The organism is Streptomyces sp. NPDC087787, from assembly GCF_044743035.1.
In the GTDB taxonomy this organism is placed as follows: domain Bacteria; phylum Actinomycetota; class Actinomycetes; order Streptomycetales; family Streptomycetaceae; genus Streptomyces.
Genome location: NZ_JBIUVQ010000001.1, coordinates 253,025 through 276,728, shown reverse-complemented (window position 1 = coordinate 276,728; position 23,704 = coordinate 253,025). Strand labels below are relative to the sequence as shown.

Below are 23,704 nucleotides of genomic sequence, written 5' to 3'. Positions count from 1 at the left end.
CTCCTGCTCGGTCAGGGTGTCTGTTACTGGGCGCGGACACGAAGGCTTCCAGCTGTTACGAGGGTGTGTCATTGACCATGCGCGCAGTGCTGTTGACATACCGCGCAGCGGACTGAGCTGTCTGGTCCTGGGGCGGGACTGTGATCGCCGCCAGGCGCCGCGTGCGCTCTTCGACTGGGGCCACGAGTTGTGCACCGCGGCCGAGCGAACGGTCTGGCAGCACCTGTCGCTGCGCTCCGGCGGCGTGCTGCTCACCGACGCCGAACAGCTCTGCGGACGCGCTGAAGAGGGCGAAGTCCCCGATGCTGCCGCGACCGACGACGCTGTGGGCCCTCGCCGGCGACCACTTCCGGGGGACCTTCCGCCGCCTGACGCAGCAAGCTCCTGCTGATAGCGGCAGACGAGTCGGGCTGTACGCCGGGTTCTGTTCCCCGGGTTCCTCGCGGAGCCCGGGGCGACGGCCATCCATCTAGGGCCGGCGTTGCCGCCGGCCTCGTGCGGTCCACCCGCGGACTCGGGCGGGCAGCCCTCGAACGTCCGCGCAGAAACACCGGGGTGTTTCCTTTTGACCTTGCTCCAGGTGGGGTTTACCTAGCTGCCCAGGTCACCCTGGGCACTGGTGGTCTCTTACACCACCGTTTCACCCTTACCGAGGACCGAGGTCCCCGGCGGTCTGCTTTCTGTGGCACTGTCCCGCGGGTCACCCCGGGTGGCCGTTAGCCACCACCCTGCCCTGTGGAGCCCGGACGTTCCTCGGGAAGCCCCCTTGAGGGGACTCCACGCGGCCGCCCGCCCGGCTCGTCTGCCGTAGGCACCATGGTACCGGTCGCGCGGCCCGCGCCGTTTCCGGTCGGGCCCGGGTCAGGCGCCGGCCGGCCGCCGCACCCCGCGCTTGACCTTCACGCGACGTCAACGTCTGTACTGGTCCCCATGCGGATCGGAGAACTCGCCGCCGCCGTCGGTGTCACGACGCGGACCGTGCGGCACTACCACCACCTGGGGCTGCTGCCCGAGCCGGAGCGGCGGCCCAACGGCTACCGGCACTACGGCCTGCGGCACGCCGTCGTCCTGGCCCGGATCAGGCGGCTGACCGAGCTGGGGCTGGGGCTGGCGGAAGTGCGGGACGTGCTCGCGGACGACGCCGGGAGGGATCTCGCCGAGGTGCTCGGCGAGCTCGACGCCGATCTGGCGCGGCAGGAGGCGGCCATCCGGGACCGCAGGGCCCGGCTGCGTGCCCTCCTCGACGTCGGGGAACTGCCCGCCGAGGGGCCCGTCTCCCCCGAGCTGGCCGCCCTGTTCGCCACGGCGGGGGACGAGCTGACCGACTCCCCGGCGGCTGCCAAGGACCGCGAGGTCCTCGCTCTGCTGGAGACGGCCGCGGCGCCCGCGGACTGGGAGCGGATGATGGCCGCCATGAGCGCGGCCTTCGGCTCACCGGAAGGCGCCGCGCGGGCGCGGGAGGCCTACGCGCTGCTGGACGCGCTCGCCGACGTGGACGCCGAGGCGAGTCCGCCCGATCCGCGGATCGCGGAGGCGGCCCGCGTGATCGCCGGGTGCGTGCCCCCCGACGTGCTGCCGCGGGAGGCCTGCGACGCGCTGCGGGGCGGGGCGGGTCCCGGCGAGAGCCACGGGTTCCTGCGCGCCCTCTGCGCGGACTTCGCCCCGGCCCAGGCCGAGGCGGTCCGGCAGGCTCTGCGGATCCTCTCGGAGGGACGGCGGTGAGGGCCGCGGCACGGGCGGCGTTCCGCCTCGCCCGGCACGAGCTGCGGCTGCTGGCCGGACTTGCCCTGTGGCTGAGGCGTCGCACCCACGGCACCGAGAACGGGCGGGCCTTCGGGTACGCCCGCGGTCAGGGCCCGGTCATGGCGGGGCTGGGGTTCGTCTGCGTGATCGAGACGGTGGCGATGTCCGTGCTGCTGCGGCGCTGGCCGGCCGTGCACACGGTGGCGCTGCTCCTCGACGTGTACGGCGTCGTCCTCGTCGTGGCCCTGCACGCGGCCTCGGTGGTCCGGCCGCACGTACTGGACGCGGACCTTCTGCGCATACGGCAGGCCGCCCACGTCGATCTGCGCGTTCCTCTGCACCGGATCGCGTCCGTGCGCCGCGAGACGCGCACCACGCACGAACGAGCCGAGGGCGAGCTGGACCTGCCCGTCGGCTCCCAGACCTCCGTCACCCTCGAACTGGCCGCACCCGTCGAGCACATCAGCCTCCTCGGCAGGCGCAGGCGCGTGCGGCTCGTACGGTTCCACGCCGAGGACGCCGGCGCGCTCGTACGGGAGCTCACGCGGGCGACGACGACGGCGGCGGACGCGGGGCCAGGGCCCCTGGGCGGCACGCCGTACGCTGGCGCGGAGCGCTATCCGAAGGAGTAACCCCCGTGCTTGTGCTGCTGCCCCCGTCCGAAGGCAAGGCCGCCGCCGGCCGTGGCGCCCCGCTGAGGCCCGAGTCGCTGTCGCTGCCGGGGCTGGCCGCCGCCCGCGAGTCGGTGCTGACGGAGCTGGTCGAGCTGTGCGCCGGGGACGAGGACAAGGCGCGCGAGGTGCTCGGGCTGAGCGAGGGCCTGCGCGGCGAGGTCGCCAAGAACGCCGGGCTGCGCACGGCGGGGACGCGGCCCGCCGGGGAGATCTACACGGGGGTGCTCTACGACGCCCTGGACCTGGCCTCCCTCGACCCGTCGGCCAAGCGGCGCGCCGCGCGCTCACTGCTGGTCTTCTCGGGGCTGTGGGGCGCGGTACGGGTGACCGACCGGATCCCGTCCTACCGCTGCTCGATGGGGGTGAAGCTGCCCGGCCTCGGCGCGCTGGCCGCGTACTGGCGTACGCCGATGGCCTCGGTGCTGCCCGAGGCGGCCGGTGACGGGCTGGTGCTTGACCTGCGGTCCTCGGCGTACGCGGCGGCGTGGAAGCCGAAGGGGGAGGTCGCGGACCGGACGGCGACCGTGCGGGTACTGCACTCCCAGGTCGTGGACGGCGTGGAGAAGCGGTCCGTGGTCAGCCACTTCAACAAGGCGACCAAGGGCCGGATCGTACGCGCCCTGCTGACCGAGGCGGCCGCTCCGAAGGACCCGGCGGGGCTGGTCGAGGCGCTGCGGGACCTCGGGTACGTGGTGGAGGCGGAGCCGCCGGCGAAGGCGGGGCGGCCGTGGTCGCTGGACGTGGTGGTGACGGAGATCCACTGACGCGGGGATCCACTCGCCGCCGTACCGCCGGAGCCCGGGCGCCGACGGCCGGCGAACTGCCCGCGATCGACGTGACGCCGCCGGCATCGACCGCGCTCGACGTGCTCCGGGCGATCACTGGTGCCGTGCCGGACGTGGTGATGGGCTCGGCGTGGTGACGGATCCACGGCGTCGGCGGTGGCCGCCCGGGGCTGGGCCCGGATCGAGTGGCCGACCCCTGCGGCGCCGCGCCGGTCAGCGCAGGTGGGACGTGTCGTTGAACAGGCGGACGCTCGCGTTGCCGTCCGCGTAGTACGCCACCGCCGACAGGGACGCCGCCGACAGCTCCATGCGGAACAGGGACTCCGGCGGGGCGCCGAGGGCCAGTTGGACGAACGTCTTGATCGGGGTGACGTGCGTGACGAGCAGCACCGTGCGGCCCGCGTGGGCGGCGACCAGCTTGTCCCTGGTGGCGGCGATCCGTACCGCGGTGGTCGCGAAGCTCTCGCCGCCGCCGGTGGGCGCGGCGTCCGGGGAGGCCAGCCAGGCGTTCAGGTCGTCCGGGTAGCGCTCGCTCACCTCGCCGAACGTGAGGCCCTCCCAGGCGCCGAAGTCGGTCTCGCGCAGCCCTTCCTCCACGGTCACGTCGAGGCCGAGGCGGGCGGCGACGATGCCGGCGGTCTCGCGCGTGCGGGCGAGCGGCGAGGACACGACGGCCTGGACGGTGCCGCGCCGGGCGAGCGCCGCCGCGACCCTCCCGGCCTGCTCGCGGCCCACACCGGACAGCGACGGATCGGTGCCGCCGCTGCCCGAGAAACGCTTCTGCGGCGTCAGCGGCGTCTCCCCGTGCCGCAGCAGCACGAAGGTGGCGGGCGCGCCAAGATCGGCGGGCGCCCAGCCGGGGGTGGCCACGGCCCCCTCGGGCCCCGCACCGGAAGCCGTCCGGCCACCCGTGACGGTGGCACGCGTGGCGGTGGCACGCGCCGCCCGGACGTCGGCGCCCGCACCGGTGTCGGCGGGCCTGCCCGAGGCGGACGAGGCACGGACCGCACGGTCACCCGCACCGGCGTCGGCGGGGCCACCGGAGACGGGCGGGGCACCCGCCGTGGGGACGCCCGCGCCGGCGCCGGCAACATCGCCGGAGGCAGGCGGAGCACCCGCCTCGCGGGTGGCCGGGCCGGGTTCGGGGGCCGGGGCGGCGCTCGGCCCGGCCCGGGTGTCCGGAGCCGACGCGGCGGACCACTGTTCGCCGCGGGCGCCCGCGTCCATCGCCTCGTTGGCGAGGCGGTCGGCGTGCTTGTTGCGCTCGCGCGGGATCCACTCGTAGGTGACCCGGTCGGCCGGGAACACCCGGCCCGCCGCCGTCGCGAGCGGCTTCAGGTCGGGGTGCTTGATCTTCCAGCGGCCCGACATCTGCTCGATGACGAGCTTGGAGTCCATGCGGACGTGCACGGCCGCCGCGGGGTCCAGCGCGTGCGCGGCGCGCAGTCCGGCCAGCAGGCCGCGGTACTCGGCCACGTTGTTCGTGGCCACGCCGAGGTACTCCGCGTGCTCGGCCAGGGTCTGGCCCGTCGCCGCGTCGAGCACCGCCGCCCCGTAGCCCGCGGGCCCCGGATTGCCCCGTGACCCGCCGTCGGCCTCGACGATGAACTCCCGCACGCCGCTTACTCCTTACTGCTCCTCGCGGGCCTGACCATGACCGGCCCGCGAACCCGGCTACAGACCGGACTCGGCGGTGCGCACCAGGATGCGGCGGCAGTTCTCGCAGCGGACGACCGTGTCGGGGGCGGCCGCGCGGATCTCGCTCAGCTCGGTGATGGCGAGCTCCTGCCGGCAGCCCTGGCAGGTGCGCTGGTACAGCTTGGCCGCGCCGATGCCGCCCTGCTGCCCGCGCAGCTTGTCGTAGAGCTTCATCAGGTCCGCGGGCACGGCGGCGGCGATGACCTCGCGCTCCTTCGTCACGGAGGCCACCTCGCCGTCGATCTCCTCGAAGGCCGCGTCCCGGCGCGCGGTCGCGTCGTCGACCTTGGCCTGGACGGAGGCGACGCGCCCGGTCAGCTCGGTGACCCGCTCCTGCGCGGACTCGCGGCGCTCCATGACCTCCAGGACGACGTCCTCGAGGTCGCCCTGCCGCTTGGCGAGGGACACGATCTCGTGCTGGAGGTTCGACAGGTCCTTGGGCGAGGTGATCGCACCGGAGTCGAGGCGCTGCTGGTCACGGGCGGCGCGCTTGCGCACCTGGTCCACGTCCTGCTCGGCCTTGGTCTGCTCGCGGGCGCAGTCGCTCTCCTCGGTCTGCGCGGCCACCAGGAGGTCGCGCAGCTGTGCGAGGTCCCGGTTCAGCGACTCGATCTCGGCGTGCTCGGGCAGCGACTTCCGCTTGTGTGCCAGCTGCTGGAGGCGGACGTCGAGGGCCTGGACGTCGAGGAGTCGGATCTGGTCGGCGGGCGCGGCGTTCAGTTGGGGGCTCCCAGGTCGCTAGAAGTGGCGGTGGTGGACGCCGCGTGGGCGGTCCAGGGGTCGGTGACCGTCGTGGAGACGTGGACGCGCAGGCCCCATCCGTGCCGGTCGGAGATCTCGTCGAGCTGGGCGGCGGCCAGCTCGCACCAGGGCCACTCGGTGGCCCAGTGCGCCGCGTCGAGCAGCGCGAGGGAACCGTGGGCGCGGTCCGCGATGAACTCGGAGGCCGGGTGGTGGCGCAGGTCCGCGGTGAGGAAGGCGTCGACGCCCGCGGCCCGTACGTCGTCGAAGAGGCTGTCGCCCGAGCCGCCGCTGACGGCGACCGTGCGGACGACCGCCTCCGGGTCGCCGGCCACGCGGATGCCCTGCACGGTGGCGGGCAGCCGCTCGGCGGCGCGGGCGGCGAGTTCGCGCACGGTCAGCGGGTGGTCCAGCTCGCAGACCCGGCCGAGGCCCCGGCGGCCCTCCGGGTCGGTGGCGTCCGGCACCAGGGGGCGTACGACCCTGAGGTCGAGGGCGCCGGCCAGCGCGTCGGAGACGCCCGGGTCGGCGGTGTCCGCGTTGGTGTGGGCCACGTGCAGGGCGACGTCGTTCTTGATCAGGGTGTGCACCACGCGGCCCTTGAAGGTGGAGGCCGCCACGGTCGTCGTACCGCGCAGGTAGAGCGGGTGGTGGGTGACCAGCAGGTCGGCGCCCAGCTTCACCGCCTCGTCGACGGTCTCCTGGACCGGGTCGACGGCGAACAGGACCCGGCCGACCTCCTGCTCGGGGTCGCCCACGACGGTGCCGACCGCGTCCCAGGACTCGGCCCGCTCGGCGGGCCACAGGTTCTCCAGCGCGGCGATGACTTCAGACAGACGGGGCACGGGTGCAAGGCTACCTGGGTGTTCGCCGCGGCTGAACCGGTGCCGTCGCCCCCGGCCGGCCCGGGGCCGTCCAGCACATCGGTCGCGGTTTCCTCAGGCGAATCGTTTTTCGGCCACCCGTATGTGTGAAGCAGCCGCCCGCCGGTCCGTCCCGTGTGCGTAGGAAAACTACCGTCCTGGCAGGAGGTGACCGAACGATGACAGCCTGCATTGTCGAGACTTCGGCGGCCGGTGAGAAGGCCGGTGAGGAGAAGGACGGTACCCCGTGGGCGGGCTGCACGATCACGGTGGACGGTGCCTACGCCGCCCGGCTCGCGGGCAGCGGCGACTCCCTGTACCCGGAGCGCTGGACACTGGACGGCCCCGAGCCGTACGCGGTGCCGCTGCCGGCCAACCAGCCCGAGGAGCCCGGCACGGAGGTGCTGCCGATGGGCGACGGCCGGGTGCTGATCCGGCGGTTGGTGGACGGCCGGCACACCTTCTCACTGCTGTACCCGACCGGCCCGGGCACCGGTGAGCTGCCGCTCGGCGCCATCGAGTGCCCCGAGGGCACCGGGCTGCGGCTGCTGCCCCCGGCACCCGGCGGCGAGCGGGCCTACGCGCTCGCCGTGGGCCAGCGGTCCTCGGCGGTGTGGCTGGTGGTGGGCGGCGCCTTCGGGCCCGAACATCTGGCCGAGGTGCCGGGCCGCTGTTCGGGCGGGGTCTGGCTGGACCGCGCCGGGCGGATGCTGGCCCTGGACCGGGAGACGGGCGGGCGCACCAAGGCGGTCGTGGTGGACCTGGAGCGCGGCGGCGAGACGTCGCCGCTGCTCCAGATCGCCGCCGGAAGCGACGACCGGCTGCTGCTCGCCGACCTCGACAGCGGACTGCTGCTGATCCGCTCGGACGCCCCCTCGCCGGGGCGGCAGCGGCTGGGCTGGGGCGTGCTGGGCAGCACCCAGCCGGTCCGCTTCCCGGAGTGCCTGAGGCTGCCGGACTGCGTGGTGACGCCGTTCGCGATCCAGCCGGGGCAGGTACTCACCCCCGAGCAGTGCGGGGTGGCGCTGCGCTGCGACGGCGCGTCCGGCAGCTGGGTGGCCGTGTGGCGGCCCGCCGAGCGTCGGGTACGTCATCTCCCGGCGCCCGAGGGGTGGCTGGCCGGGTCCGGCCTGTGGACCGACGACGGCGCGCTCCGACTCCCCTACGCCACGAGCACCGTGCCGTGCGGTGTGGCGCGGTGGACGTCCCCGACGAGCCAGCCGCCCCCGGCGCCGGAACCGAGTGGGGCGCGCATCCCGCTCCCCGCGCCACCCGAGGCGCCGGACCGGGGCCCGTCACCGGAACCGCGCCCCGGAACCGAACCCGAACCGCACGACGGGTCCCGACCGTCCGCCAACCCCGAACCAGCCGCCGGCCCCGGTCCGCGGGACGAGTTCGGCCCACCCGCCGCACCGGGGCTCCACGTCCCACCCGGAACCGGACCGCACGCCGGACTCGAAGCAGAACGCCACGCCGGACTCGAAACCGGGCACCACAACGGCCCCGGAGTCGCGCCCCAGGCGGAACCCCACCTCACACCAGGGGCCAGTCCCGGAGCCGGACCCGGTACCGGACTCCGCCTCACACCCCAGGCCGGGCCCGGCGCCAGGCCCCTCGCCAGTGCCGAGAGCGGGCCTCCCGCCCCAGGCGAAGCCACCCCGCACCAGCACCTCACTCCCAGAGCCGGAACCCACGCCACCCTTGGAACCGGGCTCCTCATCCCTCGCCCCGTCCCCGTCCTTGAAGACGGATCCGTATCCGGTCCCCACCTCGCCTTCGACCCCACCTTCGGCCCCGCCCTCGGCCACTCCCCCGCCCCGGAATCCGGTCCTCCGGTGGCCTTCGTACCCCGCCCCGCCCCCCGTCCTGTTCCCCTCCAACAGGCGCCGCTGGGACGGCTTGTAACGAACTAGTGCCAACTGCTGCCGGTTGGCGTGGCCGCCTGGGTGCGACCCCGGGTGCGCCGGTTAGACTCGCCGGGCTGTACGAAAGATCATTGTTGACGGGGTGAATTTCTTCCGATGAGCGACGCCAGCATGACCCAGCCGTCCGCCGCCGACGTCGAAGAGTCCGCGGCACACGGCAAGCACCGGGGTCCGGTTTCGGTGGGCGACGGAGAGGCCGCACCCAGCGGCCGCCACCGCAGGCCCGCAGAGCAGAACGAATCGGCGGCCTGACCGCACGCCGAACGCCGCGGCCCCGCCCGTCAGCAGACGGGCGGGGCCGTTTCGCGCTCCGGGGCGTCGCGGACGACCGTGCCGGTCAGCACCGGTGCGTCCTCCCGCTCGACGGCGCTCACCGCCACCCGCACCCCGCCGTCCCGCCGCCACATGCGGACGCGCAGGGTCTCGCCCGGGTACACCACCCCGGCGAAGCGCGTGGACCAGGACCGTACGCGGGTCACGTCCCCGCCGAGGAGCGTGTCGACGACCGCCTTGAGGGTCATGCCGTAGGTGCACAGCCCGTGCAGGATGGGCCGGTCGAAGCCGGCGCGCTCGGCGAACTCCGGGTCGGCGTGCAGCGGGTTGTAGTCGCCGCTGAGGCGGTAGAGCAGGGCCTGGTCCTCGCGGACCGTCCGCTCGACCGTGCGGTCCGGCTCACCTGTCGGCTCACCGCGCCGCTCGCCGGCCGGCGCCGCGGTGCGGCCGGAGGGCCCGCGGTCGCCGCCCCAGCCGCCCTCGTCCCGGACGAAGATCTCCGCGTCACCGGTCCACAGGGGGCCGTCGCCGTCGGCGACCTCGGTGCGCATGACCAGGACGGCCGCCGTGCCCTTGTCGTACACGGCGGCGATGCGGCTGGCGGCGGTCGCGGTGCCCGCCACGGGAAGGGGACGGTGCACGGTCAGCGACTGGCCGCCGTGCAGGACGCGGGCGAGGTCGACGTCGACGCCGGGCATGGACAGTCCGCCGATCACACCGGGCGGGCCGCCGCCGGCGACGGTGGCGAAGCTCGGCAGGACGTGCAGCCGCGTCTCCAAGGTGTAACGCAGCTCGCCGGGGTCGGTGGCGGGCAGGCCCGCGCCGATGCCCAGGTGGTAGAGCAGGACGTCCCGGGGAGTCCAGGAGATCTCACCGCTACGGGGTCCGGCCGCGAGGGCCTTGGCTGCGTCGATGGGCATGGGCTTCCAGAATCTAGTCCAGCGGTCTTCGGCTGTGAAGGATCCTGACCATCGACCCGACGCACGCAGCGGGACCACCGCCGTGACATTTGTCCTGCCGGAGTCCGTACAAGCGCATCTGCCGTACGCGGCACGGTAGTTCGTAACGTCGTAGACATGACACAGGTCGTAGACATGACACAGACGGAACGTGCCGTGTCCCTCACACGGGCGGTCAGGACCTTCGGCGCCGTACGCGCGGTCGACGGCGTCGACCTCACCATCGAGCGGGGCGAGACGGTCGCCCTGCTCGGCCTCAACGGAGCGGGGAAGTCGACGGCGATCTCGCTGCTGCTCGGACTGCACGCGCCCGACGAGGGCAGCGTCGAACTGTTCGGCGGGCCGCCCGAGCGGGCGGTGCGCGCCGGCCTGGTCGGGGCCATGCTCCAGGACGCGCGGGCCGTGCCCCGGGTCACCGTCCGCGAGCTGGTGACCTTCGTGGCCGGACGGTACCCGGCACCGCTGTCCGCCGCGCGCGCCCTGGAGCTGGCCGGCATCCCCCACCTGGCCGGACGGCGGGTGGACCGGCTCTCCGGCGGCCAGACCCAGCGGGTGCGGTTCGCGGTCGCGGTGTCCGGCAACCCCGCGCTGCTGGTGCTCGACGAGCCGACGGCGGCCCTGGACGTGGAGGCGCGCCACGCCTTCTGGGACGCGATGGGCACCTACGCGCGCGGCGGTCGCACGGTGCTGTTCTCCACGCACTACCTGGAGGAGGCCGACACCCACGCCGACCGCATCCTCGTCCTGGACCGCGGCCGGCTCGTCGCCGACGGCACCGGTGAGGAACTGCGGCGCGCGGCGGGCGGCGGCCTGGTCGCCTTCGACCTGGCCGGGCGGGGCAGCGAGGGCCTGGAACTGCTGCCCGGCGTGCGGTCGCTCGAGGTGCGCGGGGACCGGGCGCGGCTGCGCACCGACGACCCGGACGCGACCGTGATCGCCCTGGCCGAGCTGGGTGCCGTACGCGGACTGGAGGTCGCCCCGGCCTCGCTGGACGACGCCTTCCTGGCCCTGACGGGCGCGCGGGCGGCCACGGAACGCGAACGGGAGGCGGCGTGATGCGCGACGTACTCGACTACCTGCGCCTCGAGGTGCGGCGCACCCTGCGCGACACGGGCTTCGTGATCGGCGGGATCGCGATGCCGGTGATGATGTACCTGCTGTTCACCAACCTCGGCGACGGCGCCGACCGGGGCTGGCGGACCGCGTCCATGGTCGGCATGGCCGCCTACGGCGCGGTCGGCTCGGCCCTCAACACCGGCGGCGGGGTCGCCGAGGACCGTACGGTCGGCTGGCTGCGGCAGCTCAGGGTGACCCCGATGACCCCGCGCCAGGTGGTCGCCGGGCGGGCGCTGACCGCCTCGGTGACCGTGCTGCCCGCGATCTGCGCGGTGCTGCTTGCGGGCGGTCTGGTCAACGGCGTACGGCTGGCGGCGTGGCAGTGGGCGGCGACGGCGCTGCTGCTGTGGCTCGGCTCGGTCCCGTTCACACTGCTCGGACTGGGCAACGGCTACGGGCTCACCGCGCAGACCACCGGTGTGGTCAACATGGTGTGCAACCTCGGGCTCGCCGTGCTCGGCGGCCTGTGGTTCCCGGTCGAGCTGTTCCCGCACTGGATGGCCGCCCTGTCCACGTACACGCCCACGCACGGGATCGCCGACCTCGGGGTCTCGGTCACGGAGGGCCACCTCCCGGCGGCGGGTGCCATCCTCGTACTGGCGGGGTGGCTGACGCTGTTCGGTTCGTACGCCGTCCTGTCCTACCGCCGCCATGCCGGCAAGGTCTGATCGGGGGGACGGAACGTGAGCTGGTCACGCAGGAGTTCCTGTCGCACGGAGCAGGGCACGGGGTGCGAGGGCGGGCAGGAGCACGAGCATGCGGGGCCGCCGCCCACCGGCTTCTCCCTGCTGCCCTGGCTGCTGATGGGGATGGGCGCCTTCTCCAACCTCTTCCAGGGCAAGACCCCCAATCCGTGGATCGGCGGCCTGGGCCTGCTGGCCTTCAACTCGCTCTACATCCATGTGGTGTTCCGCGCCTTCGACCAGCGGGCGCGGACAGCCCGCTCCACCCGCCTCGCGCTGCTGCTGCTGTTCCTGGTGACGTGCGGTCTGGCCTTCGGGTACGGCGGTACGTGGCTGCTGTTCCTGCCGCTGTTCGGCCTGGCGGCGGGCGCGTCCCTGCGCGGCCCGCTGCTCGGCCGGATCAGTGTGGGTCTCGGCCTGTTCGCGGGAGCCGTCGGCGGGCTGCGCGAGGGCTGGAACGGCATCAACATCGGCTACGGCACGTTCCTGTCGACGATCGTGACGGCGGTGATCCTCAGCCTGTCCGACGCCGTACGGGAACTGCGCGCCGCCCGTGAGGAGCTGGCCCGCCGCGCGGTGGAGGAGGAGCGGCTGCGCTTCTCCCGGGACCTGCACGACCTGCTCGGCCACACGCTGTCGGTGATCGTGGTGAAGTCGGAGGCGGCCCGGCGGCTGGCGCCCCGCGACATGGGGGCGGCGCTGACGCAGATCACCGACATCGAGTCCGTCGGACGGCAGGCGCTCACCGAGATCCGCGAGGCGGTCACCGGCTACCGCGAGGGCGGCCTGGGCGCGGAGCTGGACCGGGCCCGTTCGGCGCTGACCGCCGCCGGCATCGAGCCCGTGGTGCGCCGGTCGGGCCCGCCGCTGACGCCGGGCGCCGAGGCGCTGCTGGGGTGGGTTGTGCGCGAGGCGGTCACCAACGCCGTACGGCACAGCGGCGCGCGGCGCTGCGAGATCACCGTCACCGGCACGGCCGAGCGAGCCCGTCTGACGGTCGCCGACGACGGGGACGGCAGGTCGGCGGGGCGGTCGGGGGATCCCGACCCGGTGGAGCGGGTGGGCGGCACCGGTCTGCGGGGCCTGACCGAACGCCTGGCGGCGGCGGGCGGTTCGCTGTGGGCCGGTTCCTCGCCCCGCGGCGGCTTCACGGTGACCGCCGAAGTCCCTCTGGAGGCAGGAGAGACGGTGGAGAGCGTCGGTGCCCGGCTCGGCTCCTCGATGAGGTGACCGGCCCACGTCCCCACGTCCCGGGGCGCGAGTCAATACCCTTGGTCCGTGGACGAGATGACCGGGGACCGCGGGCCCGCCAAGTGCATCCGCCTCCTCCTCGCGGAGGACCAGCAGATGATGCGGGGCGCGCTGGCCCTGCTGCTCGGTATGGAGGACGACATGGAGGTCGTCGCCCAGGTCTCGGCGGGCGACGCCGTCGTGGACGCCGCGCTGGCCCACCGCCCCGACGTGGCGCTGCTGGACATCGAACTGCCGGGGATGAGCGGCCTGGACGCCGCCGCCGAGCTGCGCGAGCGGGTTCCCGGCTGCCGGGTGCTGATCCTGACCACCTTCGGCCGGCCCGGTTATCTGCGCCGGGCCATGGAGGCAGGGGCCGGGGGCTTCCTGGTCAAGGACGGGCCGGTGGAGGAACTTGCCGCGGCGGTCCGCCGGGTGCTCGCCGGGGAGACGGTGGTCGACCCGGTACTCGCCGCGGCCGCCCTCAGCGCCGGCCCCAGCCCGCTCACCGCCCGCGAGTGCGACGTGCTGAGGGCCTCCGCCGACGGGGCGACGGTCGCCGACGTCGCCGCGAAGCTGCACCTGTCGGAGTCCACCGTCCGCAACTACCTGTCCGCCGCGATCGGCAAAACCGGCACCCGCAACCGCACGGAGGCCGTACGGGAGGCCCGCCGCCAGGGCTGGCTGTGACCGCCTGGGCCGCGACCGCCTGGACGGTCACGCCCCCGCCGTCAGGAACGAACGCCACCGCCGGGCGGTGCGACCGCTGAGACGGTCACGACCGGGCCGCCGGATGGCGGGACCGCCGGCCGCCCGCGTCGTCCCCGCGCACCCCCACCCCCGCCGTCCGTAAAGCGCGTTGACCGTTCGCTACGCCGTCCCCCGCCGGAACAGCCCCGCCCAAAGGAACGGCTCCCCGAAGTGCGGTGAGTTCTCCGGCTCGTCGTGCATCCGGCGCAGTTCGACCTCCGTCAGGTCCGCGAAGATGCGCCGGAGCGAGTCGGGCGTGTAGGCGAGGCCGCCGTGCAGGCGTGAGGTGCGGTACAGCTCGGCGTCCGGCAGCTCGCAGCCCATGGCTCCGGCCGCGAAACAGGTCAGGGCCAGATGGCCGCCCGGGGCCAGGACGCGGTCGAGCAGAGCCAGGTGGCTGATCCGGCGGTGCGGCGGCAGATGGTGGAAGCAGCCGGAGTCGTACACGAGGTCGTACGGGCCGGTGAGCGGCGATCCGGCGGACCCGAAGGCGTCCTGGCACAGGAACCGCACCCCGGCCTCTGTCCCCTCGGCCCCCGTCTCCCCGATCCCCATCTCCCGGGCCCGCTCCGTGGCCCAGGCGATGGCCTGCGGCGACAGGTCGACCGCGTCCACCGCGAAGCCCCTCTCGGCGAGGTAGAGCGCGTTGCGCCCCGGCCCGCATCCGAGATCCAGTGCCCGGCGCCCGCCGATCAGCCCCCGCTCCAGCCACTCGACGAGGTTCTCGTCCGGTTTGTCCGCGAAGAACGGCACCGGCCGGTTCCGGTCCGCGTAGAACCCGTCCCACCAGCCGGCCGCGTCCCCGGTCCACCGGTCGGCGTCCGGCGCGAACAGCCCGTCCAGCAGCTCCAGTACGTCCTCGACCGTGCGAACGTCCCGCTCCATACGGCCCCCTTCCGTATCCGTGTCGAAGTGGGCCGAGTCTAGGGCTGAACACCACGAAAGCCCAGCTCAGCAAGGGTGAGCGGGACCCTTCGGGACCGCTGTGCGGGCGGGTGCGAGGTCACGGCGCGCACCGGAAGGACACGCCCCCGGCCCGGCGCGAAACTCCGCGCACACCCCCGCCCAGAACCATGAGAGGGGCTTCCAGCGCCGGGCCGGCCCCGCTTTTTCCGCCTCCACTCCGCCCAGGCGCACCGCCCGTCCGACCGGCGTTCAGAACCTCACGGAACGGTCAAGAATTCGTTAGTACGCCAAAGCATCGGAATAGTTGCCTCGGTCGACGGGGTTGACCCTGCGCTCGATCCGCACGGATGACCGCACGCTCCACCTCTCACGGCCCGGAGGCCCCACTCGATGACGCTCACGACGACCGGACGGACCGAGCGGAGTGCGAGCGGGGCCGTCGTCCCGGTGCTCGCCTTCGCGGGGATCGTCGTCGCGGTGATGCAGACCCTGCTCGTCCCGGTCATCAAGGACCTGCCTCAACTCCTCGACACCTCGCCCGGCGACGCCACCTGGGTCCTGACGTCCACTCTCCTGTCCGGCGCGGTGGCCACGCCGATCATGGGCCGCCTCGGCGATCTGTACGGCAAGCGCCGCATGCTGATCGCCAGCCTCTCCGTGATGGTGGTCGGCGCGCTGGTCAGCGCGTTCACCTCCGCCCTGCTGCCCATGGTCGCGGGCCGCACGCTCCAGGGCTTCGCGATGGGTGCGATCCCGCTCGGCATCGGCCTGATGCGGGACATGCTGCCGCGCGAGCGGCTCGGCTCCGCCATGGCGCTGATGAGCTCCTCGATCGGCGTCGGCGGCGGACTCGCCCTGCCCGCCGCGGCGATGGTCGCCCAGCACGCCGACTGGCACACCCTCTTCTACGGCGCCGCCGGACTCGGCGTCCTCTCCATCGGCATCACCCTCCTCGCCGTGCCGGAGTCCCCGGCGCGTGCCGAGGGCTCCTTCGACCTGCCGGGCGCGCTGGGTCTGACCGGCGGCCTGGTGCTCCTCCTGCTACCCGTCACCAAGGGCAGCGACTGGGGCTGGTCGTCACCCACCACGCTCGGCCTGTTCGCCGCGGCCCTCGCCGTCCTGCTGCTGTGGGGCCTGATGGAGCTGCGCGTCGCGGCCCCGCTGGTAGACCTGCGCACCACCGCCCGCCGCGAGGTGCTGCTGACCAACCTCGCCTCGATCATGGTCGGCGTCAGCTTCTACGTCGTCTCCCTCGTCCTGCCCCAGCTGCTCCAGCTCCCCACCGCCACCGGCTACGGGCTCGGGCAGTCGATGGTGGTCGCCGGTCTGTGCGTGGCGCCGCTGGGCCTGACCATGATGTTCACCGCGCCGGTCTACGCCCGCCTCTCCGCCCGCCACGGCCCGAAGGTCACCCTGATCACCGGCCTGCTGGTCATCGCGGTCGGCTACGCCGCCGGCCTCGGTCTGATGAACGCGGCCTGGCAGACCGTCGTCGTCTCGGTGGTCCTGGGCGCCGGCATCGGACTGGCGTACTCCTCGCTGCCCGCGCTGATCGTCGGCGCGGTCCCGGCCTCCGAGACGGGCGCGGCCAACGGCCTCAACACCCTGATGCGGTCCATCGGCACCTCGGTGTCCAGCGCCGTGATCGGCATGGTGCTGGCCAACACCGCGCACCACTCCGGCGGGATCGCGGTCCCGTCCATGCACGGCTTCCGCGTCTCCTTCCTGATCGCAACGGCCGCCGTCGTCGTGGGCCTGGCGCTGGCCCTGTGCCTGCCCCGGCCGAACCTCTCGACGGGCCCGCGACTGCGTGCGAGCAGCGAGGCGGACGCCAACCTGGCGCGGGCCGAGGCGGTCCTGCGCGGTTTCCGCGGCCGGGTCCTGGACGCGGGCGGCGCTCCGGTCGCCCGCGCCAAGGTCACGCTGATCGACCGCCGCGGCCGCCAGGCGGGCGCCGCGCTCTCCGCCGAGGACGGCAGTTACACCCTCGCGGTCCCGGCCCGGGGCCCGTACGTCCTGGCCGCCCGCGCCGCCGGGCACGGCCCGCTCGCCAGCGCGGCGAACCACACCGGCGAGGACCACCCGGTCGACCTGGACCTGTCCCTGCCGGGCGAGTCGGTCACCGCCTGAGACCGAGACGCACGCCCCAGAGACGGATACCCGCACCCCCGGTCGCCCGCGCGGCCGGGGGTGCGGCAGCATGGCGGCCTGCAAGGACGCACGACCAGGACGACCGACCGGAAGGTCCCCCATGCCAGTGGCACCCGAACCCCCGATTCTCGCCGCGTTCGAGGCGGCGAAGGGGTTCATGCCCACCGACGAGGGGCTGGCGCTGTACGCGGCGGCCGTGACGGCCGGGCGGCTCGGGCTGCCGCTCCTCGAGGTCGGCACGTACTGCGGGCGCTCGACGATCCTGCTCGCCGACGCGGCCCGGCGGGCCGGGGTCACCGCGCTCACCGTGGACCACCACCGCGGCAGCGAGGAGCAGCAGCCCGGCTGGGAGTACCACGACCCGGAGACGGTCGACCCGGAGATCGGGCTGATGGACACGCTCCCCACGTTCCGCAGGACCCTGCACCGGGCGGGCCTGGAGGACCACGTGGTGGCGCTCGTCGGCCGCTCGCCGCAGATCGCCGCCGTGTGGAACACTCCGCTCGGCCTGGTCTTCGTCGACGGCGGCCACACCGACGAGCACGCCGGCGCCGACTACGAGGGGTGGGCGCCGCACCTGGCCGAGGGCGGGCTGCTGGTCATCCACGACGTGTTCCCGGACCCGGCGGACGAGTTCACCGGGCAGGCCCCGTACCGCGTGTACCTCCGCGCCCTGGAGTCGGGCGGGTTCACCGAGGTGTCGGCGACCGGATCGCTGCGCGTCCTGCGGCGATCGGAAGCAGCCACCCTCGACCGCCGTTAGAGTCGCAGAGTGTCGTACCAAGGCCCCGACTTCGATGTCCCGCAGCCCGAGCGCCCCGGCCGCCTGCGCCGGGGGCTGCTGACCGTCGCCCTCGCGGCACTGCTGCCCGGCGCCCTGCTGGGCTGGCTGGTGTACGAGGCGGTGGGCGACCCGGGAGGCTCGGACACGGCGGCCCCGCCGTCGGCCTCCGGCTCCCCCTCGGGGTCCGAGGCGCCGCTCCTGCCCTCGTATCCCGGACAGGACGACAAGGGGGGCGGCTCCTCCCCCACGCGGAAGCCCTCGGCGCCCGCCGCCTCCGGCCCGCTCAGGGGCAAGGTCGTGGTCGTCGACCCGGGCCACAACCCGGGCAACTTCCGGCACACGGCGGAGATCAACCGCCCGGTGGACATCGGCACCAACCGCAAGGAGTGCGACACCACCGGCACGTCCACGAACGCCGGTTACTCCGAAGCCCGGTTCACCCTGGACGTGGCCCACCGGCTGCGCGCGCTGCTCGAGGCGCAGGGCGCCACCGTGAAGCTGACCCACGACGGCGATTCACCGGCCTGGGGCCCGTGTGTCGACGAGCGCGCCCGGATCGGCAATGACGCGCACGCGGACGCCGCCGTCTCGATCCACGCCGACGGCGCGGCGTCCGGCGACCGCGGCTTCCACGTCATCCTGCCGGGGGCCGTGCACGCCGGCTCCGCCGACACCCGCCCGATCGTCTCCGCCTCCCGCGACCTGGGCGAGCGCATCGCGGGCGACTTCGTGCGGGTCACGGGCGAGGCGCCGTCCAACTACCTCGGCGGCGGCACCGGACTCGTCACGCGGAAGGACCTGGGCGGCCTCAATCTGTCGACGGTTCCCAAGGTGTTCATCGAGTGCGGCAACATGCGCGACAGCAAGGACGCCGCCTCGCTCACCAGCGGCGCCTGGCGGCAGAAGGCGGCCCAGGGGATCTCTGAGGGAATCGTGAGTTTCCTGCGCGGGTCGTGATCAGGGCGCTCATCCCGGCGGACATCGCGGCCGTACGGACGATAGTGTCATCCGTACGATGAGGTGCCACTCCCGCGCTTTCGCACCCCGCCCGACGGCGGGACGGTGACAGCGACGCCTCCACCGACGAGACGACGAACCAGAAGGACCTGACGTGAATATCCGCTCCCTCACTCGGGGCGACGGCGTGGTGATCGGAGCAGCGGTGTTGCTGTTCATCGCGTCGTTCCTCCACACCGGCTCGGGCTACACCCTCAATGCCTGGGACAACCTCGGTCTGGGCTTCGGCGTCTACATGGGCGGGGTGATCGGCGCCGCGCTGATCGTCGTCAACCGGAGTCTGCCGCAGCCCCGCAAGGTGGCGGGTCTGGACCTGGGCGCGGTGGGAGTGGCGTTCACGGTCCTGGTGGCCTGGGCCCTGTTCTGGTACCTGGTGGACGCCTACAGCGCGGGCTCCGGCCTGATCCTCGGCTTCATCGCGGCCCTCGTCCTGGCCGTCGGCGCCGTCGCCACCCCGCTGGTCCCGGCTCTCCAGGCCGCCCTGGTGGCCGCCCCCGGACCGGCCGCGCCGCAGCCCTACGGCGCGCAGCCGCAGAACGGGTACGGCTACCCGGGCGCGCAGCAGCCGTTCGGCGGTCAGCCGCAGCAGGGTCAGCCCCAGCAGGGCGGGCCGTTCGGCGGCGGTCAGCCGCAGCAGAGCCCGCAGCCCGCGGCCGGCTTCTCGCCGTTCTGGTTCGCCGTGCCGGCACCGCGTCCGCTGTTCGCGGAGGACGGATCCCCCGCACCGATCGCCGAACTGGCGCCGGGCGTCTGGTACCTGGCCGTGGAGCAGCGCGGTCCGGGCCTGCTGGCCGAGATGCAGGACGGCCGCCGCGGTGTCCTCCAGGACACCTCCAACATCCAGCGCGGCTGACCCGGCCCGCCGGACCAGCCCAACGGCCCCCGCCCTCACGGGCGGGGGCCGTTGCCGTGCCGCGCGCGAGGCCTGCCCCCGGCAGGCCGTCGGTGAACAGCCCGGGACGGCTCCTAGGAGCCCTGGAGGAGCTGCTTGTGGGACGGGATCTGGTTGTGGACCGGCGCGCCCGCGCTGCTCCCGGCGCCCTTCACCTTGTTGATGACGTTGCTGTAGTCACCGACCGCCGAGGTGTCGCCGTGGCGCAGCTTGGCGGGCAGGCCCTTCAGGTCGTTGATGGCCGAGTTGATCGGGGCGAGCGCCTTGGACAGCAGGGGGTCGCCCTTGGCGTTGCGCACGGCGGCCCGCAGCCGGTTGTACGTGAAGGCGCCCGCGAGCGCCGCCTTGACGAAGGTGCCCCTGCGGTGGGGAGCGCCCTTCTTGAACTTGCCCTGCTTGTAGGGTTTCACGATCCACTCGTAGGTGGCCCCGGCCGCGAGCGCCGCGTTCGCCACGAACCGCGTCTTGGCGAAGTGCTGCCTCTGCGCGGGTGTGGTGGGGCGGGGCGTGGCCGCCGCCACGGCGACCGTCGGACTGTGTTGCGGAGTGCTCTGGGCGCCCGCCCACCCGGTGGAACCGGCGAGCAGGGCGCAGCAGAGCGTCAGCGCCAGAGCGAGGCGCCGTATCGGTACGGGCACGGTGTCCTCCCGGAACATGTTGCCGCGGTGCTTAGAGGGTCCGTGTGATCCCGGGTGGCCGCGCCGAAACAGTGCACCGGAGGTACCCTCCGGGTCACTCCCCGTGTGCGGACCGGGTTTCCGGCGTGATTCCGGGGCAGACGCAGAGCATGTCCCCTCGATATCGCACGGGTCCCAACTCCGCCGGTACGGTCATCGCGGTGGTCGCCGACGTCATGGCCGTCATCCTCGGACTGTGGATACTGATGTACCTGCTGGACGCCAACCGGGCCAACGAACTGGTCCGGTTCGTGCACGGGGCGGCCGACTGGCTGGCCGGCTGGTCCCGGGACCTCTTCACCTTCGACAGGCCCTGGGCCCGCGTGATCGCCGGCTACGGACTGGCCGCCGTGGTCTACCTCTTCGTCGGCCACGCCGTCGCCAACCGGATGCACCGGCACTGACGACGGCGGACCGGGCCGGCGGACTTGACGACGGCCGACCGGGCCGGGCCGGCACGCGGGCGGGACCGGGTCAGCCGCAGCAGTCCGTCTCCAGGCCGCGCGGCAGGCGGTCGCCCGCCGCGAAGACCGTGCAGGTGGCCTCGTGGCCGCCGAGCGCGGCCACGGCGAGGAGGAGGGAGCCGGCGGTCCACGTGGTCAGTTCGCGGGGCCACACGGCCTCGTCCTCGAAGACGTAGCCCGTCCAGTACAGGCCGGTGTCCGCGTCGCGCAGGTGCTGGATGGACTGGAGCACGGACAGGGCGTGGTCGGACTCGCCCACCGCCCAGAGCGTCAGGGCGAGTTCGGCCGATTCCCCGCCCGTCACCCACGGGTTGGGGACGACGCAGCGCACCCCGAGTCCGGGCACCACGAAGCGGTCCCAGCCCGCCGCGATGCGCGCCTTGGCCTCCGTACCGGTCAACGCGCCGCCCAGCACCGGGTAGTACCAGTCCATGGAGTAGCGGTCCTTGTCGAGGAACCGCTCCGGGTGCGCGCGGATCGCGTGGCGGAGCGCGCCGACCGCCAGCTCCCAGTCAGGCTGCGGTTCCTCACGCTGCTCGGCGATGGCAAGGGCGCAGCACAGCGCGTGGTGGACCGAGGAGCACCCGGTCAGCAGCGCGTCCGCGGTGTCCGTGCCGTCGTCCTCCCGCTTCCAGCCGATCTGCCCGCCGGGCTGCTGGAGGCGCAGCACGAACTCGATCGCGGCGTACACGACGGGCCACATGCGGTCCAGGAAGGTGTCGTCGCCGGTCGAGAGGTAGTGGTGCCAGACCCCTACGGCCGTGTAGGCGACGAAGTTGGTCTCCCGGCGGCGGTCGGTGACCTCGTCGTGGGCCCCGTCCGCGTAGGCCGCGTACCAGGAGCCGTCGTCGAGCTGGTGGCGGGCGAGCCAGGCGTAGGCGCGCTCGGCGGCCTCGTGCTCGCCGGCCGCGTCCATGGCCATCGCCGCCTCGACGTGGTCCCACGGGTCGAGGTGGTGCCCGCGGAACCACGGGATCGCCCCGTCCGGCCGCTGGGCGGCGAGTATGCCGCGTACGGTCGCGGCGGCCTGCCCGGCGGTGAGGACCCCGGGCAGGACGAGGTGTTCTGTCCGGGGAGTCGTCACGTGGCGTCCGCCTCGGCGCGCCCGGCCGTGGCGGGCAGGTGCGGTTTGGTCGCGTACGCCACGAAGCTCTTGCCGATGAGCGGGTTCAGCGCCTGCTCGGCCATCCGGGTGGCCAGCGGCTTCTTCATGATGTCCCAGACCAGCAGCTTGTGGTAGGCGCGCACCGGCAGGGCCTGGTCGTTGTCGACGCCGAAGGCGCACTTCAGCCACCAGTACGGCGAGTGCAGCGCGTGCGCGTGGTGGGTGCCGTAGGGCTTGAGGCCCGCCTCGCGCATTCTGGCGAGGAGTTCGTGGGCCCGGTAGATGCGGATGTGGCCGCCCTCCACCTCGTGGTAGGCGTCGGACAGGGCCCAGCAGACCTTCTCGGGGCCGTAGCGCGGCACGGTGACCGCGATCCGCCCGCCGGGCCGGAGTACGCGCACCATCTCGGCGAGGACGCCCTTGTCGTCGGGGATGTGCTCCATCACCTCGGAGATGATGACGACGTCGAAGGACTCGTCGGGGAAGGGCAGCGCCAGCGCGTCGCCCTCCATGGCGGTCGCGGTCGCCCCTTGCGGCGCCTCCCCGGCCTCCTTCATCGCCGCGAACCACTTGGCGACCTCGCGGATCTCCTCGCCGTTGCGGTCCAGCGCCACGACCCGGGCCCCGCGCCGGTAGCACTCGAACGCGTGCCGGCCGGCGCCGCAGCCGAGGTCCAGCACGCGGTCGCCCGGGGCGAGCGGGAACCGGGAGAAGTCGACGGTCAGCACGTGGCCCTGCTTTCGCGGTTGAGGTCGGCGTCGGTCGTGGTGGGGCCGGTCCCCGCGGGGGCGGCGGCCGCTGCGGGACTGTCCGCGCGGGAGCGGGCGAGGGCCTCGCGGTAACGGGCCACGGTCCCCTCGGCGGCGCGGGCCCAGGTGAAGTGCCGCAGGACCCGCTCGCGCCCGGCCCGGCCCAGCCGGAGACGCAGTTCCGGGTCTCCCAGCAGCCGGCCGAGCGCCACGGCCAGCGCCCCGGCGTCGCCCGGCGGCACCGCGAGGCACGTCTCGCCGTCGCGTCCCGCGACCTCGGGCACGGCGCCCCCGGTCGTGGCGACCAGGGGGGTGCCCGTGGCCATGGCCTCGGCGGCGGGCAGGGAGAAGCCCTCGTACAGCGACGGCACGCACGCGACCTCGGCGGAGCGGACCAGGTCGACCAGTTCGGCGTCCGAGATTCCCTTGACGAACTCGACGGCGTCTTCGAGGCCGTGGCGTGCGACGGCCTGCGCGACCGGGCCCCGCTCGGGCCGTTTGCCGACGACGACGAGGTGCGCGGCGGGGTGTTCGGTGCGCGCCTTCGCCAGCGCCTCGATGAGGAACACCAGCCCCTTGAGGGGCACGTCCGCGCTGGAGGTGGTCACGATCCGGCCGGGCACCTGCCGCACGGCCGGATCGGGTGAGAACAGGTCGGTGTCGGCGCCGATGTGCACGACGTGGACGCGGTCCCGGCGCACCCCGAGGTGGTCGACGATCTCCTGGCGGGAGGTGCCGGAGACGGTGAGCACGGAGGGCAGCCTGCGCGCGACGCGCTTCTGCATGCGGGTGAAGGCGTACCAGCGCCGCAGGGACCAGCGCCGCTGCCATCCCTCGGCGGCGTCCAGCTCCAACCGCCGGTCCACGGTGATGGGGTGGTGGATGGTGGTGACCAGGGGCGCGCCGATGTCCCCCAACAAGCCGTACCCCAGGGTCTGGTTGTCGTGGACGATGTCAAACTCCCCGCGCCGGGCACGCAGATGGCGGCGGGCGCGCAGCGAGAAGGTCAGCGGCTCGGGGAAGCCGCCGGTCCACATGGTGGCGACCTCCAGCGCGTCGATCCAGTCGCGGTACTCGTCGCGCGCGGGGGTGCGGAAGGGGTCCGGCTGCCGGTAGAGGTCCAGGCTCGGCAGTTCGGTCAGGCGCAGCCGGCCGTCGCGGCCGTCGCCTGCGATGTCACCGAGCGTGTCGAGGACGGGGTACGGCTGGGCGGCGATCACCTCGACCCGGTGGCCGAGGTGGGCCAGTTCGCGCGAGAGGTGGCGTACGTAGACGCCCTGTCCGCCGCAGAACGGGTTTCCCTTGTAGGTGAGGAGCGCTATGCCGAGCGGTCGCTCGCCGTCCGCGGCCAGGTCCGCCGGGGACCCCGCCTGACTGGGCTCAGCGGTCACTCCGGGCCCCCTTCTGGCTGCACTGTCCCGCGACATTACGCCGGGACGCTAATCTAGAACAAGTTTCAGACTTGATCGTTCAGGAGGTTCCGAATCTACCGGCAGGTAGCCACGCGGTGAGCAGCGGA

Annotated in this window: 22 protein-coding genes, 1 other RNA gene and 1 pseudogene; 14 read left to right on the top strand and 10 right to left on the bottom strand. The window is 73.8% G+C overall.

All coding sequences use genetic code 11. The features are described 5' to 3' along the window. Positions 1-397: 397 nt before the first annotated feature. Positions 398-801, bottom strand: an RNA gene (gene rnpB, locus ACIOWN_RS01305) — RNase P RNA component class A. Positions 802-930: 129 nt separating this feature from the next. Between rnpB and ACIOWN_RS01300 the strand changes: the two genes are divergently transcribed. From ACIOWN_RS01300 to yaaA, 3 genes are read left to right on the top strand one after another with little or no spacing between them, the layout of a single operon-like run. Then, positions 931-1,722 carry a MerR family transcriptional regulator gene (locus ACIOWN_RS01300; RefSeq protein WP_362347612.1) on the top strand — a complete coding sequence of 264 codons (792 nt, stop codon included), beginning with the start codon at positions 931-933 and terminating at the stop codon, positions 1,720-1,722. Next, complete coding sequence (locus ACIOWN_RS01295; protein ID WP_401979639.1) at positions 1,719-2,375, top strand: hypothetical protein; 657 nt, start codon at positions 1,719-1,721, stop codon at positions 2,373-2,375. Before ACIOWN_RS01300 ends, ACIOWN_RS01295 begins: the two co-directional genes overlap by 4 nt. A gap of 5 nt (positions 2,376-2,380) precedes the next feature. Beyond that, positions 2,381-3,181 (top strand): peroxide stress protein YaaA, encoded by an 801-nt coding sequence (yaaA, locus tag ACIOWN_RS01290; protein ID WP_401979636.1) that lies wholly within the window; start codon positions 2,381-2,383, stop codon positions 3,179-3,181. Between the two features lie 234 nt (positions 3,182-3,415). Here the strand turns inward: yaaA and ACIOWN_RS01285 are convergent, their stop codons facing one another. From ACIOWN_RS01285 to ACIOWN_RS01275, 3 genes are read right to left on the bottom strand one after another with little or no spacing between them, the layout of a single operon-like run. Then, positions 3,416-4,819: a bifunctional RNase H/acid phosphatase gene (locus ACIOWN_RS01285; protein ID WP_401979634.1), complete on the bottom strand. Its 1,404-nt coding sequence runs from the start codon at positions 4,817-4,819 to the stop codon at positions 3,416-3,418. A gap of 57 nt (positions 4,820-4,876) precedes the next feature. Continuing rightward, complete coding sequence (locus ACIOWN_RS01280; protein ID WP_362347781.1) at positions 4,877-5,620, bottom strand: C4-type zinc ribbon domain-containing protein; 744 nt, start codon at positions 5,618-5,620, stop codon at positions 4,877-4,879. Further along, positions 5,617-6,486 carry a Nif3-like dinuclear metal center hexameric protein gene (locus ACIOWN_RS01275; protein ID WP_362347604.1) on the bottom strand — a complete coding sequence of 290 codons (870 nt, stop codon included), beginning with the start codon at positions 6,484-6,486 and terminating at the stop codon, positions 5,617-5,619. The genes ACIOWN_RS01280 and ACIOWN_RS01275 overlap by 4 nt, the downstream gene beginning before the upstream one ends. Before the next feature lie 197 nt (positions 6,487-6,683). Here ACIOWN_RS01275 and ACIOWN_RS01270 point away from each other — a divergent pair. Together ACIOWN_RS01270 and ACIOWN_RS01265 are read left to right on the top strand one after the other, a co-directional pair. Continuing rightward, positions 6,684-7,707: pseudogene (locus ACIOWN_RS01270) on the top strand (hypothetical protein); the annotation flags it as partial. Between the two features lie 818 nt (positions 7,708-8,525). Continuing rightward, positions 8,526-8,681, top strand: coding sequence for a hypothetical protein (locus ACIOWN_RS01265; RefSeq protein WP_362347602.1), 156 nt, complete (start codon positions 8,526-8,528; stop codon positions 8,679-8,681). Between the two features lie 29 nt (positions 8,682-8,710). Here ACIOWN_RS01265 and ACIOWN_RS01260 read toward each other — a convergent pair whose 3' ends face one another. Continuing rightward, on the bottom strand, positions 8,711-9,622 hold the full coding sequence (locus ACIOWN_RS01260; RefSeq protein ID WP_362347600.1) for a MaoC/PaaZ C-terminal domain-containing protein: 912 nt from the start codon (positions 9,620-9,622) through the stop codon (positions 8,711-8,713). A 156-nt stretch (positions 9,623-9,778) separates the two neighbouring features. Here ACIOWN_RS01260 and ACIOWN_RS01255 point away from each other — a divergent pair, with 156 nt between their 5' ends. The 4 genes from ACIOWN_RS01255 to ACIOWN_RS01240 are packed head-to-tail and all read left to right on the top strand — an operon-like array spanning position 9,779 to position 13,380. Next, on the top strand, positions 9,779-10,717 hold the full coding sequence (locus ACIOWN_RS01255) for an ABC transporter ATP-binding protein (RefSeq protein WP_401979631.1): 939 nt from the start codon (positions 9,779-9,781) through the stop codon (positions 10,715-10,717). After that, positions 10,717-11,445: an ABC transporter permease gene (locus tag ACIOWN_RS01250; protein ID WP_362347597.1), complete on the top strand. Its 729-nt coding sequence runs from the start codon at positions 10,717-10,719 to the stop codon at positions 11,443-11,445. The genes ACIOWN_RS01255 and ACIOWN_RS01250 overlap by 1 nt, the downstream gene beginning before the upstream one ends. A 15-nt stretch (positions 11,446-11,460) precedes the next feature. Then, complete coding sequence (locus tag ACIOWN_RS01245) at positions 11,461-12,690, top strand: sensor histidine kinase (RefSeq protein ID WP_401979627.1); 1,230 nt, start codon at positions 11,461-11,463, stop codon at positions 12,688-12,690. A 57-nt stretch (positions 12,691-12,747) separates the two neighbouring features. Next, entirely contained in the window at positions 12,748-13,380 is a 633-nt protein-coding gene (locus tag ACIOWN_RS01240; RefSeq protein ID WP_401980226.1) for a response regulator, read from the top strand. A 180-nt stretch (positions 13,381-13,560) separates the two neighbouring features. Here ACIOWN_RS01240 and ACIOWN_RS01235 read toward each other — a convergent pair whose 3' ends face one another. Then, positions 13,561-14,325, bottom strand: a complete 765-nt coding sequence (locus ACIOWN_RS01235) for a class I SAM-dependent methyltransferase (protein WP_401979626.1) — start codon at positions 14,323-14,325, stop codon at positions 13,561-13,563. A 411-nt stretch (positions 14,326-14,736) separates the two neighbouring features. Here ACIOWN_RS01235 and ACIOWN_RS01230 point away from each other — a divergent pair, with 411 nt between their 5' ends. From ACIOWN_RS01230 to ACIOWN_RS01215, 4 genes are all read left to right on the top strand, one after another. Continuing rightward, positions 14,737-16,476 carry an MFS transporter gene (locus ACIOWN_RS01230; RefSeq protein WP_362347591.1) on the top strand — a complete coding sequence of 580 codons (1,740 nt, stop codon included), beginning with the start codon at positions 14,737-14,739 and terminating at the stop codon, positions 16,474-16,476. A gap of 121 nt (positions 16,477-16,597) precedes the next feature. Beyond that, positions 16,598-17,260, top strand: coding sequence for a class I SAM-dependent methyltransferase (locus tag ACIOWN_RS01225; protein WP_362347589.1), 663 nt, complete (start codon positions 16,598-16,600; stop codon positions 17,258-17,260). A 9-nt stretch (positions 17,261-17,269) separates the two neighbouring features. Then, a complete protein-coding gene (locus ACIOWN_RS01220) occupies positions 17,270-18,238 on the top strand; it encodes an N-acetylmuramoyl-L-alanine amidase (RefSeq protein ID WP_362347588.1) in 969 nt (322 codons plus the stop codon). Between the two features lie 154 nt (positions 18,239-18,392). After that, positions 18,393-19,151, top strand: coding sequence for a DUF5336 domain-containing protein (locus ACIOWN_RS01215; protein ID WP_362347586.1), 759 nt, complete (start codon positions 18,393-18,395; stop codon positions 19,149-19,151). A gap of 113 nt (positions 19,152-19,264) precedes the next feature. Here ACIOWN_RS01215 and ACIOWN_RS01210 read toward each other — a convergent pair whose 3' ends face one another. After that, complete coding sequence (locus ACIOWN_RS01210; protein ID WP_362347585.1) at positions 19,265-19,828, bottom strand: hypothetical protein; 564 nt, start codon at positions 19,826-19,828, stop codon at positions 19,265-19,267. 149 nt (positions 19,829-19,977) lie between these two features. On the opposite strand from ACIOWN_RS01210, the gene ACIOWN_RS01205 reads away from it, so the two are divergent. Next, positions 19,978-20,271, top strand: a complete 294-nt coding sequence (locus ACIOWN_RS01205; RefSeq protein WP_100567044.1) for a hypothetical protein — start codon at positions 19,978-19,980, stop codon at positions 20,269-20,271. Between the two features lie 70 nt (positions 20,272-20,341). Here the strand turns inward: ACIOWN_RS01205 and ACIOWN_RS01200 are convergent, their stop codons facing one another. Genes ACIOWN_RS01200 through ACIOWN_RS01190 form a run of 3 tightly spaced genes read right to left on the bottom strand, consistent with a single transcriptional unit; the run spans position 20,342 to position 23,576 of the window. Then, positions 20,342-21,415 carry a prenyltransferase/squalene oxidase repeat-containing protein gene (locus ACIOWN_RS01200; protein ID WP_362347583.1) on the bottom strand — a complete coding sequence of 358 codons (1,074 nt, stop codon included), beginning with the start codon at positions 21,413-21,415 and terminating at the stop codon, positions 20,342-20,344. Further along, positions 21,412-22,164 carry a methyltransferase domain-containing protein gene (locus ACIOWN_RS01195; protein WP_401979623.1) on the bottom strand — a complete coding sequence of 251 codons (753 nt, stop codon included), beginning with the start codon at positions 22,162-22,164 and terminating at the stop codon, positions 21,412-21,414. The genes ACIOWN_RS01200 and ACIOWN_RS01195 overlap by 4 nt, the downstream gene beginning before the upstream one ends. Then, positions 22,158-23,576 carry a glycosyltransferase family 4 protein gene (locus tag ACIOWN_RS01190; RefSeq protein WP_401979620.1) on the bottom strand — a complete coding sequence of 473 codons (1,419 nt, stop codon included), beginning with the start codon at positions 23,574-23,576 and terminating at the stop codon, positions 22,158-22,160. The genes ACIOWN_RS01195 and ACIOWN_RS01190 overlap by 7 nt, the downstream gene beginning before the upstream one ends. Positions 23,577-23,704: the final 128 nt, after the last annotated feature.